Consider the following 17,126-nt stretch of genomic DNA (forward strand, 5'->3'; position numbering starts at 1 on the left):
GCTTCTTTGTAACTTGTACGGTTTATTCTCTGTTTGTCATACATGAAGAAACTTCTTATCTGTGCGTCGGTTGGGTTGCTATCGGTAGCAGCTTCGGCGCAGGAAACGCAGTGGTATCTGCGCGATAAAACCGATAATACGGCAGGCATCAGTGTCGAACGTACCTATCGTGAACTCCTTAAAGATCGTAAGCCTACGCCTGTGGTTGTAGCGGTTATCGACGGCGGCATTGATACAACCCACGAAGATCTTAAACGAATTTTGTGGAAAAACCCAAAAGAGATTCCCGGAAATGGTATTGACGACGATAAAAACGGATATGTCGATGATATTCACGGATGGAATTTTATTGGCGGTAAAGATGGACGTAACGTGGATGTTGAATCGGCCGAAGTAACCCGGCTTTATGTGCAACTGAAGCCAAAATATGAAGGCAAAGACCGTAAATCGCTCAAGCCTGCCGAGCAGAAAGAGTATGACCTCTACGTAAAAACAAAGGCGGAGGTTCTGAAAAATCAGGAGCAGTACAAGGCGCAGTATCAGGGTATCAGCCAGTTTTATACGCAGTTTTCGACGGCTGTTACGATGTTGAAAAAAACGCTGAACGTAACATCCCTCGATACGGCTACGCTACGCAAAGCATCTGATACGTTGACCGATGCCAGTCTGAAACGGCCTGTTATGGGCATTCTTCGGTTGCTACGTGATCAGAAAGCCGCCAGCGCCGACGTAGTGATGAGCGAACTGGAGAAAGCCAACGGTCAACTAAAGTCGCGGGCCGAATTCAATTATAATCCAGAATTTGATGCTCGTGCTATTGTTGGCGACGACCCAAACAATGTAAATCAACGCGATTACGGTAACCCCGATATTGCTGGCCCTCGTCCTGACCACGGTACACACGTAGCAGGAATCATCGGTGGCGACCGGACTAACAATCTCGGCATTATGGGAATTTCTGACGCCGTACAGATTATGGGCGTTCGGGCTGTTCCCGATGGCGATGAGCGGGATAAAGACATCGCTAATGCCATTCGGTACGCAGTAGACAATGGCGCTCAGATCGTCAACATGAGCTTCGGTAAAGATTACTCGCCCCAGCGCAAAGCGGTTGAAGATGCCGAGCGATACGCCCTGTCGAAAGGTGTGTTGTTAGTACACGCGGCTGGTAATGATGGAAAAGATATCGATACGTCGGCCAGTTATCCGGCAGCCCGGTTTATGGACGGTTCGGAGATTGCGAACGTAATTACCGTTGGTGCCAGCGCTGAACCAAATACAAGTGATCTGGTGGCTAGTTTCTCAAACTATGGCAAGAAAAACGTAGACGTGTTTGCGCCAGGGAAAGATATTTATTCGACCGTTCCGGGTAGCAAATACGAAAACAACAGCGGTACCAGCATGGCGTCGCCAGTTGTTGCGGGTGTAGCTGCGGTTCTGAAATCGTATTTCCCGAAACTAACTTACGCCGATATTAAGCGGATCATTCTGCAATCAGCAACGCCTTATACGACCAAAGTTCAGCGGCCAGAATCTACTGATAACGTTGAGTTTGCTTCATTATCAAAAACAGGCGGTATTGTTAACCTGTATGATGCGGTTAAGCTGGCGTTAACGCAAGAGGCTGCCTCTGGTAAAGGAAAGTAGTATAGAGTAGTAGCTATATAACGAAAAACAAACGTCCCGAAAGCTCACTGCTTTCGGGACGTTTGTTTTATGATATTACCCCACTCTAAATCCCTCCCCTAAAAACAAGAGGAGGGACTTCAAAAAGTGACAACTCAAGCCCCTCCCCTAAAAACTAGGGGAGGGGTTGGGGGGCATTGTTAAAGCTAGCTTGACTTAATAGGATGATCAGATCACTTTTTGATAAATCGCTGGCTAAACGTACTGGAACCATCAGTGAGTTGAAGTACATAACCACCGGGCGATAAGTTTGGTATGTGTAGCAACTCGTTTAGCTGACCATTTTGGGCTCTAACCCTGAAAACGGGTTGTTGTAACGTTCCTTTTAAATCGAAAATCCTGAACTCTATCTGTTTCGAGGCTGGATTTTCATACCGAATCGAAAGGGTTTGTTCGGCAGGGTTCGGATAAAGCGAGAACGTGCTCGTAGGTTCAGGTATAGTAGCCGTAAGCACAGACGTTTGAACGAAACGTTCTGTCGACCAGCTTTCGCAGGTTTGTTGGGTAACCAGCACTTTATAAACACCCGCCTGTGCCACCACCAGCCGGTTCGAAAGAGCATTGCTCAATACCTGATTGTCTCGGTACCATTGGTAGCTATATGAAGTGTCGAGCGCAGCACGTAGCGTAATGGTAGCTCCCTGCGGAAGTAGCAGTTGCGTTTCCTGCGGTAGTACTTCGGGTTGTTTGACCGAAGATGTTTGTACAACTGTTTCTGCCGATAATGTCTGACAGCCATCTTCCCAGGCCCGTATCTGATAACGTCCCGGTTCAGTAGCGGTTAAACTATTCGGTTGATTGCTGGCTATCAGTTTACCATCACGTAACCACTCAACTCGTGCACCTGCGGCTGGGTTAGCCTCTAATTGAATAAGTTTTCGGTTAGGGCAAAGCCATTGATTTCCGGTTGGCGTAAGGCTTGCCGACGGCTTCCGAAGTTGGACGGTTACAGGGGCCGACGTAGCAGTACACCCCGTTTCATCGGTGATACGTAGTGCATAGGTGCCTGCTTGTGAAACCGGATAATCACTGCCGTTTCCATCAATTAACGTAGCACCGTTACGTATCCACTGATAACGAAATTCCGACGAAGGAGTGGTGATGCGGAGAGGGAGAGACGAACCGTCACAGATGGTTGTATCCCGGTTAGGTGATATACTAGCTGTGAGATCACAACGACTCCGCTTTAAACCACTAACAATCAACGAAAAGGGCTGACTCGCATACGTTAGTTTTCCTTTATGGGAAATTGTAATTGTATAGGTTTTTCCGGGAATGGGATTGGCAATGTATACCTGTTCAACATTATCCCGATTATTATTTCCGCGACTGGCGACCATATCGGGTTTTTCGGGGTCGAGCACGAAAGGCATATCGACATACGTACCGTCAGATAGCCGCATATCGAGGTCGTTAACGAGTTTTGGAGTTCGGCTGTTGAGCAGACTGGGCGCTACAGACGTAGCATTACCTTCGGGGTCTGTCCAGCTAAGGGTAACAATCAGCGGCTCATAGCCTTGCGCCACAATCGAACGGGTAAACTGTGCGCCCGGCGTAAGTGACTGTTCCATAATTGTATGGGCCAAATCTTCATTAAGCAACAGACGGGCAGCGGCTTCGGTGTCGAGCAAGCCCCAACCCTGACGGTAATCGGGACCGGCGGCCGGATTTGTTCGATAAGCTGTATGGATGGCTAAACCTTTCAACGTAGCAGCTAGCATAAACTGTCCGCTTGTGGGTAATCCGGGGGCACGTTGGCTGGCATATAATTCCTGCAATAAAAACAATGAACCTGCTACGTTGGCCGAAGCCATAGAGGTTCCTGAAAGGGTTCCATAAGTCGTAGTGCCATTGCTTAATGTCGATAATACGTTAGAGCCGATGCCTAATAAATCAGGTTTGATACGTCCATCATCCGTTGGTCCCCAACCGCTAAAATTGGTTGTTCCTTCCAGATTGAGTTGGTTCTTAGTTGTGTAACTAATATTGGCCGCGCCAATGGTGAGCACATTTTTACCTGTAGCTTCGGCCGGAATTACATCATACGTATCGTTTCGGCTACGGGTAGCTTTGCTTTGCGTGTCGGTATTGCGCAAATAATACGATGTTCCGGCTGGTGGACCAGTTTCGCCCCGTTTGTTATCGGCCGAACGTACCATCAGATGAAATGGATTATTGTAGGCAATTCGGTCGAGGTCTTGCGTACGGGTGGTGTAAAATCCGAACAGGTAATCTTCCGTCGAACTCATGGTTGTGTTACCCCACCATTCCCATTTCAGATTTGGATCGTTGCCCGGTCGTGATTCATTATATACCCAACCAACCACGGGGCCATAGGCATGATTGGAAATCAGCAGATTCGGTGCCGCTGAACTGATTTCCAGAATATCGTCAGTATAGTCCCAAACCGATAAAGTGGCTCCGTAAGCCATTCCTTTGGCATCGGCATTAATTCCCTGCGCAACCAACGTACCGGCCAGATGCGTAGCATGATCGCTAAGAACCGTAGCGTTATTTTTATGAGTAATTCGGTTTGAACTACCTGTTGGTTTAAATTCCTGATGTGTATCCAGCACCCGTCCGCCATCCCAAAGTCCCAATCGACCGGCCATGACTGATGAATTGCCCGATAATACAATCGGGAGGGAGCCATTACCATGTACAGCTAGCGTATGTGTGCCCCGTGCGGCTTCTGCATTGTGCGATGTAAAATAAATAGGATGCCCAAGCGGATCTATTTCCTGAAGCTGAAGAATGCGTTGTTTGGAATAGTTTTTGTGGAGAAACCAATTGTTACGTTGCGCCAGTCGAAGGGTTTGTTTCTGGAGTTGACCATATCGCAGCGTCAGTTCTTTTTGCCAGTTATCGCTCTGAATTTGCGCTGTTGCAGTGGAGAGAAAACCCGGCAGAAAAGGCAATAAAAAAACTAGGGTAAGGAGAAAAATGACTCCTTTACCACTTGACATCGTGTTTCTTACACATTTTCTCGACCTGTAGCGGCTTAGCAGAATAATAGTTCGATTAGTGTTTTTGAATCCGTTTCACCCGGACAGAATCTGTCCGCTCATCGTCAACTACCACAAAAAACGTACCGCCCGGAAGGTCCGAAATATCTAAGACCGTCTGATAAGTTTTACCGTCTCGTTGCATAACCGCCTGTTTCACCGATTGACCAAGCACCGTTGTTAGACGTATCGTTGGTGCCTGCAATAAGGTCGACGTAGTTGTTAGCGATACGGTAATCTGTTTTGTGGCTGGGTTAGGATATACACTCAACTCACTGCTATCAAGTATGGGTTCTGTTGCTAAAATTGTTACTAAAACTTCATCGGAAACGAGTTCGCCACAGCCGTTCACATTTCCTTTTACCGAATACCGACCCGTTTGCCCGGCGTTATACGTAGCGGTTGTAGCCCCCGGAATCGGCACACCATTAATGAGCCATTGTATCGACGAAACAGCGTTCGACGTGAGCGTGCCACCCGTAACCGTAACAACTGGCATTTGCGCGCTACGGGCTGTAATCGTCACTGCCGATGACCGAACTGCCGGACAGACATTCGCTACGTCTACGGCGTAACTTCCCGACGTAGTGGCCTGTAAACTGCTGCTGGTGGCTCCGGTTATGGCCTGTCCTGCACGATACCATTGATACGTTAATCCCGATCCTGTGTTGGCCTGAAGCGTTACGTTGGCTCCCTGACAAAAACTTGCCGATCCACTGGGCGTAATGCTGGCCGTACTGGCTGTAGCATTAGTGGGCGATACGGCGGTACGTCCGGGGCTGGGACAATCGAGTGAGCGCGCCCGCAGATTATAGAAATAATACCAGGATGTTTTCAACGTATCGTTGCTGGCCCCATTGGCAAACAGCGCCCCTTTACTCGAAACAATGGCTTGGCCATTCTGTGTTTTTATCTGATAAGGGAATCCGTTAACACCCACGTTACTCCGAAAAATAGACGCTCCACCCGAATACTCAATCGTAATTTTATAGTCGCCCGCTTGCGGAATTCTCAGATTCAGCGGATACACAGCCCCTTGATCATCAGGATCATCGACTAACTGACCGTTCGTTGTAGCCGTGAGGCTCTGGTTTCGGGTTGGTGTTACGTCCAGCGTTACACTCGAAATCGCGGTATTATCGAACCGACGTACCGTAAAGGTTAGCTGACCAGCATTGCCAATATAAAGCCGGGCACTTTCAAGCACCATCGGTACGGTTGTTGAAATAAGCGGAGCCGGACCAAAATTACCGCTATACGTACCGCCACCGAATGCTTTTTTATCGACCGGTCCGAGCGTACCCGAAAAGTCGTTCAACGTAGCGTAAAACTGACCGCTGGCGGGTAATGTTTTTATAGTAAGCTGGTTTCCAGCCGCAAGCAGATTTTCGCCTGTAGAAGCATCATACCAGAAAGCCGTTCCAGCCCCAGTGTTACGTAGCGAAATAACCGTATCGGTTCCGCAGCGTGCCGCTGTAAACAAGCCTGGAGCGGGTGCTGGGGCGGTAGTTCGACTAATAACCAGCCGATTGTTGGCCGGATTCTGGTCGCTGGATAAGCCCGTAGAAATAGCGAATTGATACGTTTGTCCGGCCAACAAACTAACACCTGCTGGCAGGGAAAGTGTAAATAGACTTTCGCGGAAAGCCAGTACTTTAGGCACAGTGCCGATTAAGGTTGTCAGGGTTGTGTTGTCGGGATTGGTAATCTGAACGCTGACCGGTACGTTTGTTTGGTCAACACTGCCGTAGTTACGGATTCGGATGCTGACCGGTAAGTCGGTATTGGTTTGCCCGCAGAAATTAGCGTCCGGTGTTACGAGGGCTGTGGTGCCAACATCGTTTGTCGTTTGTACTACGTTCAACACGAAATCCTGCGTTTCTCCGTTGCCATAATTACCGCAAGCTAGTACAGACGTAGCATTATCGGTTTCGGTGGCAACAATGCGGAACCGGATGAATTGCCCTTGCTGTACACTGGCAGGAACCGTTACGGTAGTTGAAAATTGAGCCGTATTTGCCAGCACGCCAGACGTAGCCAGCGTTTCGCCTGCATCATCGAACGTCCCGTTCTGATTCCAGTCGGCAAAAGCTTTTACGATTACATTTTTTTGCGCTCCACACGTACCCAGCGATACAACCAGCGGGATTTGCTGACTGGCCTGAACGTTCGTCTTCACCTGTGAAAAATCCGTGTAAGACGTGCAACCGTCGGCACCCGCCTGATTGATACTCCCAAATTGTACCCGATTGATTTTCGTGTCGGCAGTCGACGTAGCGGCTGACGCACAATACGCACTTCCGCCAATACCACTGACAAGCAAAGCATAATCTTGCTTGCCGCCATTGAGTGTATTTTTCTGCGTAACCGTAATTGTATAACTCTTTCCGGGTGTTGGGTCTGAAATCAACACTTGCTCTACGTTATCCCGAATATTATCGCCCCGCGTAGCCGCTGCCGCCGGATTATTTGGGTCAAGCATCCAGGGAGACGTAATGGTTCTGCCATCGCTAATACGTATGTCGAGGTCATTCACCAGCCGGGGAGTACGGTCGTTCAAGGCCGTAGCTGCGGTACCAACAGGGTCCGTCCAGCTAATTGTCGATACGAGCGGTCCGCGCCCTGAAGCTACTACGGTTAGGGAGTACGTTTCGCCCTGATTGAGTGAACGTTCATCGATCAGATAATTCTGGTCGGTGTTCAGGAGAACACGGCCAGCGCGTTCGATGTTGAGCAATCCCCACCCATAGCGGTAATCGGGACCGGGATTATTACCTGCTTCGTCGGCCGTATGAATAGCCAATCCTTTTAACGTAGAAGAACGCAGGAATCGGCCGTTATTACGTTGCGAAAAAAGCTCCTGCAACAGTAATATAGAACCTGCTACGTTGGGCGACGACATCGACGTACCGCTTAACGTAGCATACGCACTATCGCTTTCTGATGAGGACGATAATACGTTGACACCAACTCCAACTATATCGGGTTTGATACGTCCATCATCCGTTGGCCCCCAACTGCTGAAATCGCTTATTGCTACGTCGGCAGGTTGATTATAGCCAAAGTTCAGATTGCTAATTGCGCCTACCGTCAGAATATTTTTGGCGGTACCATAAGTCGATATAAGGTCGTACCCATCCTGATTAGCACGAGTAACAGTGCTTGTTACGTTGCTGGTACTGAAAAAATAGGGTTGTCCCGCACCCGGACCATTTGAACCGCGACTGTTTCCTGATGATTTGACAATTAAATAATAAGGTGATGTTACTGCAATCTGATCCCACGAAACAGCGGCTCTATTGTAAATGCCGAACTTGTAATCTTCCGTTTGGCTAAGAGTTGTATCGCCCCACCATTCCCATTTCGTGGCCGTTGTGCGAGAGTCGTTGTAAACCCAGCCCGCATTTGAGCCATATGAGTGGTTGGAAACAAGCAGATTAGGTCCCGCCGAACTCATTTCGCTTACATCACTTGAAAAGTCATAAGCACGGAGGTTGGCACCAAAAGCCATACCTTTCACGGCTGCGTTTATACCTGCCGCTATCATGATTCCCGCTACGTGTGTGGAGTGGCTGGATAACGTAGTGGCTCCATCAATCTGCGAAACACGGCTCCCTGAGTTGCTATTCCTGAACTCAATATGCGTGTTACGTACCTTACCGCCGTCCCACATACCCAATTTATCGGTCAACGTACTACCCGATAAGGACACACCTAGACTACCGCCTGCATAGAGCGAAGAAGTTCGGGTCGTTTGAGCCGCTCGGGTTGTGTTGTCTGTAGCATCATAGAGTAATTCGCCCCGTTCTGAAATACCACGTAGCACAACCACGCGCCCCGAAGGGGACTGTTGCAGAACAGGCCGTTTCAGTCGTTGCGCTTCGGCCAATGCCTGTCGGTAATTTTCGGCTTGTGTCTGCTCAATGGATTTTTGCAGTACTTTCTGCAAGGTTTGCTGACGAACACTATACTGTGGCAAAGGTTGGGACAACGTTTGCGATAACGTAGCGATCAGAACAAAAACAGTTCCCCAGCCGCCTTTGAGAAACTTCCATAAACGTTGAACCATAAACTAAAGCTGGGCTACAAAATCACGTAACGAAGGTACGTATCAGTACGAGAAAAAGAGTGATCCCGTTGCGTGATGTTAGTTAACGTAATGGAGTTTTAATGAGGGGCAGTGTAGATATGCAAAGTAGTGTGACAAAAAATTGTTAGCAAGCCACAAAAACTAACCTTCTATTGTGTATGTATACTAATATTGTATTTTTGATGATTATATATGTAATCCAATATGGGAAATTTATTTATAAAAAGCTATTGTCTGATTTTGCTCTACATTATAGCTTCTTGGTTAGCTATTCTACCACTTAAAGCTCAGAGTCAGTTGGATAAGCTCCTAGAAAATGAGGATTTTAAGCCAATTTTGCAGGAGCATTTATGGGAAGTTCGAGGATTGATCTTTCCTAACACGTCCGCAATTCTATTTCGGCCTCAAAAAAAAGGTGTAATAGTTTATTTGACGGCATATACATTCTTGACAGAAGCCCAAAAACACCTACCAGCAAGTTTTTCTATCGTTCGTGGGCAGCCTTTTTTAATTTACGATGGCTCTGAGATTAAGATTGAGGATAAGCAAAAGTGGTTTGAAACGGTCAGAGCGTTTATTGGTGCCCGCCTTTGTGATGACGTTACGTATCATGAACTACTAAAGCAACCTGGGCCTAAAGAAATCATCTCCCCTTGTAATGTTCTTTACGATGGCTCTATAGAAGAATTGACTTTTGTTAAAGGCAAATTGAAAAAGCGTCAGGTAGTGGCCAAGATGCCGTATTATGAATGAGACTAGATTTTAGTCTTTACTTAAACATCCATCCGACATGGTATTTAGCTACGTTGGATGGATGTTTAGTTAACATAGGTTCTGAGCTACAAATCTATTGGTAACCTGTGCAGGTCGGTGAGTTTATCATTAGAGTACTACTGTAGTAAAAGCCTTCAGATTAGGCTGATATCGCATGTGGCCCACCCTTTATAGCACCTCAAAATAAAAACGCTTCCATTTGTTAATATTTAGGTAACATTGGAGGAGTGAAATAATATTTTGTATAGAAGTGTATTCGTACTTATAAACAAGTGGTTTATCTAGTTAAATTAATAAAACGCAAAATATATTATTATTTCTATAAAAAGATTGATGATTTTGTGGGAGCAATAGGTATTACTTTTAATAACATAAAATTAACATTGTCGTAATATTTGCGTAATATTATCAGGTGCTAGCTTTCAACTAGGTAAAGTCGAGCGCATTCTGTTCTACAATTTAATCCATTTGAAGTCATGAAAAAGAATTTCGCTCTTATCATGCTGGTAGGCTTCCTGGCAACGCAAGCCTACGCTGCACCCAAAAAACCGCATAAACCGAATGCTGCCAAGGCAACTCTGGAACAGGAGTTGGCAAACTATATTTCATTTCCAAGCGCACTGAAGCCTATTCAGCAGACTGGTGTTGTGGTGGTTCAGTTCCGGATAAATTCAGATAATAAACTTTGTCAGGTTGAAGTTTTCAGTCATAATGATCAGCTTAATAGTGAATTGATTCATCAGTTGAACGGTGTTAAACTGAAGTCGTACCAGAACGATCTGAGCGAATATGTCCAACAGGTGCATACCGTTCGGCTCCGGTTTAAACCTCAATAAGCTACGTAGTATAATGAGTTGACCCAGACGAAATGTTCTGGGATGATTCAGAAAAAACCTCCTTTCTAACGTTGAGCAGCAGGCCAACGTCGGAAAGGAGGTTTTTGATTTACAGAGTTCTAGTTCGCGATTTGCTACGTTAATTTCTTGTTGAAAAAATCAACGGTACGTTGCCAGGCGAGTTCGGCAGCGGCTTTATCGTAGCGGGGCGTTGTGTCGTTGTGAAAACCGTGATTAGCATTCGGATAAATGTAGGCCGTGTATTCTTTTTTGTTCTGCTTTAACGCTTCTTCATAGGCAGGCCAACCTGCATTTACACCTTTGTCGAGTTCGCCGAAGTGCAGCAGTAGCGGAGCTTTTATTTTTGGTACGTCTTCGGCCGTAGGCTGGCCGCCATAAAACGGCACGGCGGCCGATAACTCAGGAATACGTACCGCCATCATGTTCGAAATCCAGCCACCAAAGCAGAAACCAACTACGCCAACCTTGCCATTGCAGTCTTTATGATTTTTCAGGTAATCGTAGGCCGCGATAAAATCTTCCAGCATTTCATTCCGATCGCGCTTGCTTTGCATTGCCCGGCCTTCATCGTCTGTTCCCGGATAACCGCCTAACGGACTCAGCGCATCCGGCGAAACGGTAATAAATCCGGCCAGTGCAGCTCGTCGGCCAACGTCGGCAATGTGCGGATTCAAGCCCCGGTTTTCGTGAACTACAATGATTCCACCAAGTTTCTTTTTGGCATCGGCAGGTTTCGACAACTGCGCTTTAATTGTACCTCCACCTTTGGGGGATGGATAGTTTACGAATTCGGTTTTTAAACGCGGATCATCGTCCCGAACCTGAACATTGCCCTTGTAATCGGGCATCAGAAAACTCATGAGCGAAGTTACGGTAAGACCGCCAACGGCATAGGCCGATAGCTTTTGGGCAAACGTTCGCCGGTCGATTCGGTTGTGGGCGTAATCGTCGTACAGGTCGAATACTTCCTGCTTTATTGTCTCTTTTTTGATTGGGTCCATAGTTTTAGTCTGCGTTATAATTTTATTCCCTGAATCAGGATGGATGCTTTAATCGATTCTTCTTTCAGATGCAGAAACTTCTTACGCTCGTCGTCGTGCATAAAATTTTTAAAGTCCTGCTCCGTATCAAACGCTACAAGATGAATTTCGTAAGGCTTATCAATCGAATGTTCAATGAACGTATCATCCGTTGGGCGGATACGTAGTAAAAGCTGCCCGTTGTATCTGGCGATGGCTGGAATGGCAACGTCTTCGAACTGATGAAAAACAGACTCCTTGCCTTCTTTAATATAAATGAGCTGGGTGAGGTAAATCATTTCTTTCTTCGGATACAATTTAAGGCATAACTATTTGTATATAAGGTTATAAAGTTGGATTTGTAAATCTGCTACTTGAAAAAATAAATTCACCTAGGCATACAAAGCGCTATATGCTGATAACTACCGATGGATTAAATTGATTTAATCTATCGGTTTTGGTTTATCACAAGCTATATCGTTTGAATTGTCAAATGCGACTTCATCTGATTTTCTATCTCTAAAATTGTTTTAGCCCCGTTACCTCACAGGCCTGTGAAGAAATGAATGAACATGGGTTAGCCTAGTATCGAACGATCCATTCTGGATAATTCGGTAGGACAAGTGTTTCAGGCCATATCGATTCGGTGTGGTCTGATTGCTTTTCCACATCCCCGTTGCCTGATTGCAAAAGAGCACTCCTCCCTTGTTTATCTACCTGTTAGTAGAATATCGATTTAGCGTAATTTAATCCGTTCTTTATTAAACCTTTAGGCAAACCGAGGGTCTTATTTACTCAACTCTTCTATTGCCGATGGACATACTCACCAAAGAAGCACGGGAGATTTCCCGCCTGCGCTATCTCTACAGCCGGGCTGGTTTTGGTGCCACACCCACCGAATTGGCAGAAGCCGCCCGGCAATCGCTACGTAAAACTATTCGGAAACTCCTGAAAGACAGCGAATCAATAACCGATTTGCAAGTTGTTGAAGCTGATCAGAACGTAACGAAACGCCAACTGAAAGGGTTGCTGAAAGACGGCCAGCTCGATAAAGAGATGCTAAAAGAACGGATTCGGGAGAACGCCGAAAAAGTGCGCGACCTTAATCTGCTCTGGCTCGATCAGATGGCATCGGGAAAAGCGGCAGTACGTGAAAAAATGGCCTTGTTCTGGCATGGACATTTTGCCTGTCGCGCACAGGGACGAAATCCGCTTTTTATGCAGCAATACGCCAATACGTTACGTCGGCATGCGTTGGGGAGTTTCGGTGATTTGCTGATGGCTGTTTCAAAAACGCCCGCCATGCTCCAGTTTCTGAATAATCAGCAGAATCGAAAAAACGCACCCAACGAGAATTTTGCCCGTGAAGTAATGGAACTCTTCACGCTGGGACGGGGCAATTATTCGGAGCGTGATATTAAGGAAGCGGCTCGGGCCTTCACAGGCTGGCAGTTTACGCCCGAAGGCGCATTTACGTTTCGGGAGCGGGTTCATGACGAAGGCGAGAAGACTATTTTTGGCAAAACAGGTGCTTTTAAGGGCGAGGACGTAGTGGCCATGTTGCTGGAGAAGAAAGAAACGGCCCGGTTTATAACGGCTAAGATATATCGCTACTTCGTCAACGAAACCGAAGACAAAAAACAGATTGACGCACTGGCCGATCAGTTTTACAAAAGCAACTATGACATTGCCCAACTGATGGAGACTATTTTCTCGTCAGACTGGTTCTACGATCCCCAAAATATTGGCGCGCATATAAAATCGCCGGTTGAGTTGCTGGCGGGGATGCGGCATACGCTCGGTGTTCAGTTCGACCAGCCACAACCGCAGATTTTTGTGCAACGGACATTGGGCCAGTTGCTTTTTTATCCGCCGAACGTAGCGGGCTGGCCGGGCGGAAAAAGCTGGATTGATTCGTCGAGTCTGCTCTTTCGGATGCAATTGCCAAACTACGTATTAAAAGCAACCGAAGTGGCGGTACGTCCGAAAGAAGATGGCGACGTAAATACGCAGTCACTGGCCCGAAAAGGAGGATCGCGGTTTCAGACAAAAGTTGACTGGACAGATTTCGAAGCTTCGTTCGCCAAAACCAGCGATGCTGAATTAACCGATGCCATCGCGCTTACATTACTCCCGTTTCCGCTACGTCCCGAACAACGTAGCGTAATTGAAAAGCAAACCAAATCGGGCCAGACTCGTTCCGAACGCATTCATTCCCTCACGAGCGCGCTCATGAGCCTGCCTGAGTATCAACTCACTTAATTTTGAATGATAGAATGCTTCAATGATTGAATAAAAAAGCTGGCAGAAGCCTACTTAATCATTGAAGCATTCTATCATTCAATCATTCAACTTATGAACCGTAGAAACTTCCTGAAACAATCGGCTTTTACCACGGCCGGAACGATGCTGATTCCGCATTTTCTGAAAGCTTACGAAGCGCAGATGATGGGCCAGACGGTCATATCGAACGGAAAAATTGTTGTGATTGTACAACTATCGGGCGGAAACGATGGACTGAATACTGTAGTGCCTTACCGGAATGATATTTACTACCGCGAGCGCCCTACTATTGCGATACGTCCTGAAAAAGTCCTGAAAATTAATGACGAAATTGGATTGCATCCGGCCATGCAACCGCTGAAAAGTTTGTATGATGAAGGACTGCTGACCGTGATTAATAATGTAGGCTATCCAAATCCCGACCGTTCACACTTTCGCTCGATGGACATCTGGCAAACGGCAAGTGATTCCGATAAATACCTGAATTCGGGCTGGGTTGGGCGTTATCTGGATGTTGCTTGCGCTGGTAAGCCACAGCAGCCATTCCGCACCATCGAGGTTGATGATACGTTGAGTTTGGCGATGAAAGGCGATACGTTGAATGGCCTGGCTTTGCTTGATCCTAAGAAACTGTACAACCAGACACGTAACGGATTGGTGACCAACCTGAGTAAAGAGCATCCTGCTAACGAGCACTCGTCAGTGTCGTACCTCTACAAAACACTGGCCGAAACCGTGTCGTCGGCGGAATACGTCTTCGATAAAACAAAAGTGGCCGCTATGTCGGCAACGTATCCGGCCAGCGAGTTGGGGAATCGACTGAAAACGGTATCGCAACTGATTCAGTCGGGCGTAAGTACAAGCGTTTACTACGTATCGATTAGTGGATTCGATACGCACATCAATCAGCCGGGGCAGCAGGAGCGTTTGTTAGGACAGTATGCCGACGCGGTTGGTGCCTTCATGCGTGATCTGAAAATTGCAGGACGGCAGAACGACGTATTGCTGATGACGTTTTCGGAATTTGGTCGGCGGGTGAAACAGAATGCCAGTAACGGAACTGATCACGGTACGGCCAATAACGTGTTTCTGATAGGAGGGGGGCTTCCCTCGAAACGGGTGCTGAACGAGGCACCTAACTTGACGAAACTCGCTGAAGGTGATTTAGTGTATTCTATCGATTTTCGGCAAATCTACGCAACGCTTCTGCGGGACTATCTCGGCGTTGACGACGTAGCGATTCTCGGTCGAAAATTTGACGGATTGAAGCTTGTGTAAGAGTAAAGGTAAATAACGAGTTGTCTTTTGTCGTGTATAATATTCACGATAAAATTAAAGCAAACGATGAGCCCCAATAAGGAGCAATTTATGCATTGGTGTCATGATGTTACGTTGGGTGGGAAGGGCAAGAAATTTTGGTGGAAGCTCGATGCAGCTCATTCCCTGACTATTTGCCGGGAGTTTAAAGGAGATAATCTTGAAGAAACAACAATCTCATTTGAAGCCCTGAAGGCTATTCAGGAATACGTCCACAAAACTGGCTGGACGGATATGGCCAATAGTGTTTCAAAACTGGGCGATAAAACGGAGAGGGAAGGATTAGGTAAATTTCTGCACGAAACATTAAAATGGGGTACTACTGAAGCCCAGCTTGCCAGTCAACTATTTGCGCTTTTTGTACACGCGGGCATTTGGGTGAGTAATGATAAACAGACGAATATTCAGGTTAAAAATCAGAGTATCAACTGGTTTTTTGAACTAGAAGCATACTATTTTAAAAATTATCGGCCCGATGAATTATGAAAACCGACGAATTTGAACGACTAGAAAGTGCCTTTTGGGCGTTCGAGATAGCGTTTCAGATCTGACGTTGTTCGGATACCTAATGAATTGGCCTGCGACTCGCGCATCATCAGGGCATAGGTATTGTTAAAACCCAGCGGCTTGAGCCAACGTAGCCCATACTTTTGACTAAATTCGCTATCGACGTATTGATACAGAGCTTTTGGGTCGGTTTTCAGCGAATCAATTGTTGCAACAGACGGTTTGAGCAGAACCAGTAAGCCCGCACCCGTATATTCCGGATAAAGATCGAGAGAACCGGCCTCCAACGCATCAAAACACAGTTTGGTACCACTTAAACCGGTTCGGGTTACGACTTCCAGCGGCAAGCGATTTTCAACAAACTGTTTTACGATCTCCACCAGAATATACTGTTCCGTAAAAATCATAGCGCCAACCTCAATCTTTCCCGAACGATGGGTAACACCTGGTTTTTTAAGCAATCCGCTACGTTCCAGAAACTGCCGGGCCACCGCTTTGGGCGACTCGTGCAGGCAATCGACCCGATAATTCAATTCAGTCATAGATGAATCGGTGAGGGTTCCTGACAGCAACTCAAGCGTTGGCTGAAGATCCGGGTATTTCGTTAAGGTAGCCTGCCGAGCCAGAAACGATGCTTCATAAGGTGGGAAAGCGTGTTTGTCATCGACTAGCGTTCGTAACTGAAATGTCTTGATACGTCCGTCGGTCGAGTAGCCGCTGATAAGATCGAACAGGCCACGATGAATCGACTCGTACATAAGATTTGGGTCGATAAGGCGGGATGGTATGTGCAGATTATAAGCCGCCACTAGTGCCGGATACCCATCGGAACGGCCATAAAATTCATGGGCAAAGCCAGCCTGTAATGTTGTCTGACTGTTTTTGGGCAACCAATAAAATGCGGATAAAAAAGGAGCCAGAAACAGAAACAAAGCCATAGTCCGATACCGAGCCAGTTTGCGCAGGTGCTGTAACCGCCCCAGAACAGCATCAAACAAAATCGCCAGCAAGGCCGATGGGATCGTTCCGGCCAGAATCATGTTGGTATCGTTCAGAGCAATGCCGCTGAAGATAAATTCGCCCAATCCACCAGCGGCCAGATAAGCCGCCAGCGTTGCTACACCAACGTTGATTACGGTGGCGGTACGAATACCGGCAAAAATAACCGGCAATGCCAGCGGCAGTTCAAGTTGAAACAGTAACTGCCAGGGCGTTAACCCCATACCACGAGCCGCTTCTTTCAACGTCGGACTAACTTCCCGAATACCAACGTACGTATTTTGCACGATAGGAAGCAGGGCATACAGAAATAATGCAACAATAGCCGGGCCGGGGCCAATACCAAACAGCGGAATCATAAACCCCAGCAGCGCAAGGCTCGGAATTGTTTGCAATACGCCCACAGCACCTAACGTAGTAGAAACAAGCCGGGGCCGGAAGCTAATCAGAATACCCAACGGTAACCCAATCGCCATGGCAATGCACAACGACAGAAACGTTAGCCCAACATGGGTCATCGTCTGTTCGAGTAGCTTATACCGCTGATCGATGATGAACGCAATGAATTCCTGCATACGAGTAGCGGTGA

11 protein-coding genes are annotated in these 17,126 nt (G+C 47.0%); 6 read left to right on the plus strand and 5 right to left on the minus strand.

Annotation, left to right across the window (positions count from 1 at the left end; translation table 11 throughout):
- Positions 1-42 precede the first annotated feature (42 nt).
- Positions 43-1,647, plus strand: coding sequence for a S8 family peptidase (locus ACYVD4_RS27255; protein ID WP_460951058.1), 1,605 nt, complete (start codon positions 43-45; stop codon positions 1,645-1,647).
- Between the two features lie 212 nt (positions 1,648-1,859).
- Here ACYVD4_RS27255 and ACYVD4_RS27260 read toward each other — a convergent pair whose 3' ends face one another.
- Both ACYVD4_RS27260 and ACYVD4_RS27265 read right to left on the minus strand, forming a co-directional pair.
- Positions 1,860-4,652: a S8 family serine peptidase gene (locus ACYVD4_RS27260; protein ID WP_460951060.1), complete on the minus strand. Its 2,793-nt coding sequence runs from the start codon at positions 4,650-4,652 to the stop codon at positions 1,860-1,862.
- Between the two features lie 55 nt (positions 4,653-4,707).
- On the minus strand, positions 4,708-8,760 hold the full coding sequence (locus tag ACYVD4_RS27265) for a S8 family serine peptidase (RefSeq protein WP_460951062.1): 4,053 nt from the start codon (positions 8,758-8,760) through the stop codon (positions 4,708-4,710).
- 225 nt (positions 8,761-8,985) lie between these two features.
- On the opposite strand from ACYVD4_RS27265, the gene ACYVD4_RS27270 reads away from it, so the two are divergent.
- A complete protein-coding gene (locus ACYVD4_RS27270) occupies positions 8,986-9,534 on the plus strand; it encodes a hypothetical protein (protein WP_460951064.1) in 549 nt (182 codons plus the stop codon).
- Positions 9,535-10,031: 497 nt separating this feature from the next.
- Positions 10,032-10,391, plus strand: a complete 360-nt coding sequence (locus ACYVD4_RS27275; RefSeq protein ID WP_460951066.1) for a hypothetical protein — start codon at positions 10,032-10,034, stop codon at positions 10,389-10,391.
- Between the two features lie 134 nt (positions 10,392-10,525).
- Here the strand turns inward: ACYVD4_RS27275 and ACYVD4_RS27280 are convergent, their stop codons facing one another.
- Together ACYVD4_RS27280 and ACYVD4_RS27285 are read right to left on the minus strand one after the other, a co-directional pair.
- Entirely contained in the window at positions 10,526-11,413 is an 888-nt protein-coding gene (locus ACYVD4_RS27280; protein WP_460951067.1) for a dienelactone hydrolase family protein, read from the minus strand.
- Positions 11,414-11,427: 14 nt separating this feature from the next.
- Positions 11,428-11,730 carry a DUF1330 domain-containing protein gene (locus tag ACYVD4_RS27285; protein WP_460951069.1) on the minus strand — a complete coding sequence of 101 codons (303 nt, stop codon included), beginning with the start codon at positions 11,728-11,730 and terminating at the stop codon, positions 11,428-11,430.
- Between the two features lie 514 nt (positions 11,731-12,244).
- Between ACYVD4_RS27285 and ACYVD4_RS27290 the strand changes: the two genes are divergently transcribed.
- The 3 genes from ACYVD4_RS27290 (at position 12,245) to ACYVD4_RS27300 (ending at position 15,517) form a co-directional block, all read left to right on the plus strand.
- Complete coding sequence (locus ACYVD4_RS27290; protein WP_460951070.1) at positions 12,245-13,693, plus strand: DUF1800 domain-containing protein; 1,449 nt, start codon at positions 12,245-12,247, stop codon at positions 13,691-13,693.
- Between the two features lie 93 nt (positions 13,694-13,786).
- Positions 13,787-14,992, plus strand: coding sequence for a DUF1501 domain-containing protein (locus tag ACYVD4_RS27295; protein WP_460951072.1), 1,206 nt, complete (start codon positions 13,787-13,789; stop codon positions 14,990-14,992).
- Positions 14,993-15,058: 66 nt separating this feature from the next.
- Entirely contained in the window at positions 15,059-15,517 is a 459-nt protein-coding gene (locus ACYVD4_RS27300) for a hypothetical protein (RefSeq protein ID WP_460951073.1), read from the plus strand.
- A gap of 20 nt (positions 15,518-15,537) precedes the next feature.
- Here the strand turns inward: ACYVD4_RS27300 and ACYVD4_RS27305 are convergent, their stop codons facing one another.
- Positions 15,538-17,112 (minus strand): ABC transporter permease/substrate-binding protein, encoded by a 1,575-nt coding sequence (locus tag ACYVD4_RS27305; RefSeq protein WP_460951075.1) that lies wholly within the window; start codon positions 17,110-17,112, stop codon positions 15,538-15,540.
- Between the last annotated feature and the right edge of the window lie 14 nt (positions 17,113-17,126).

This window comes from Spirosoma daeguense (assembly GCF_054776875.1).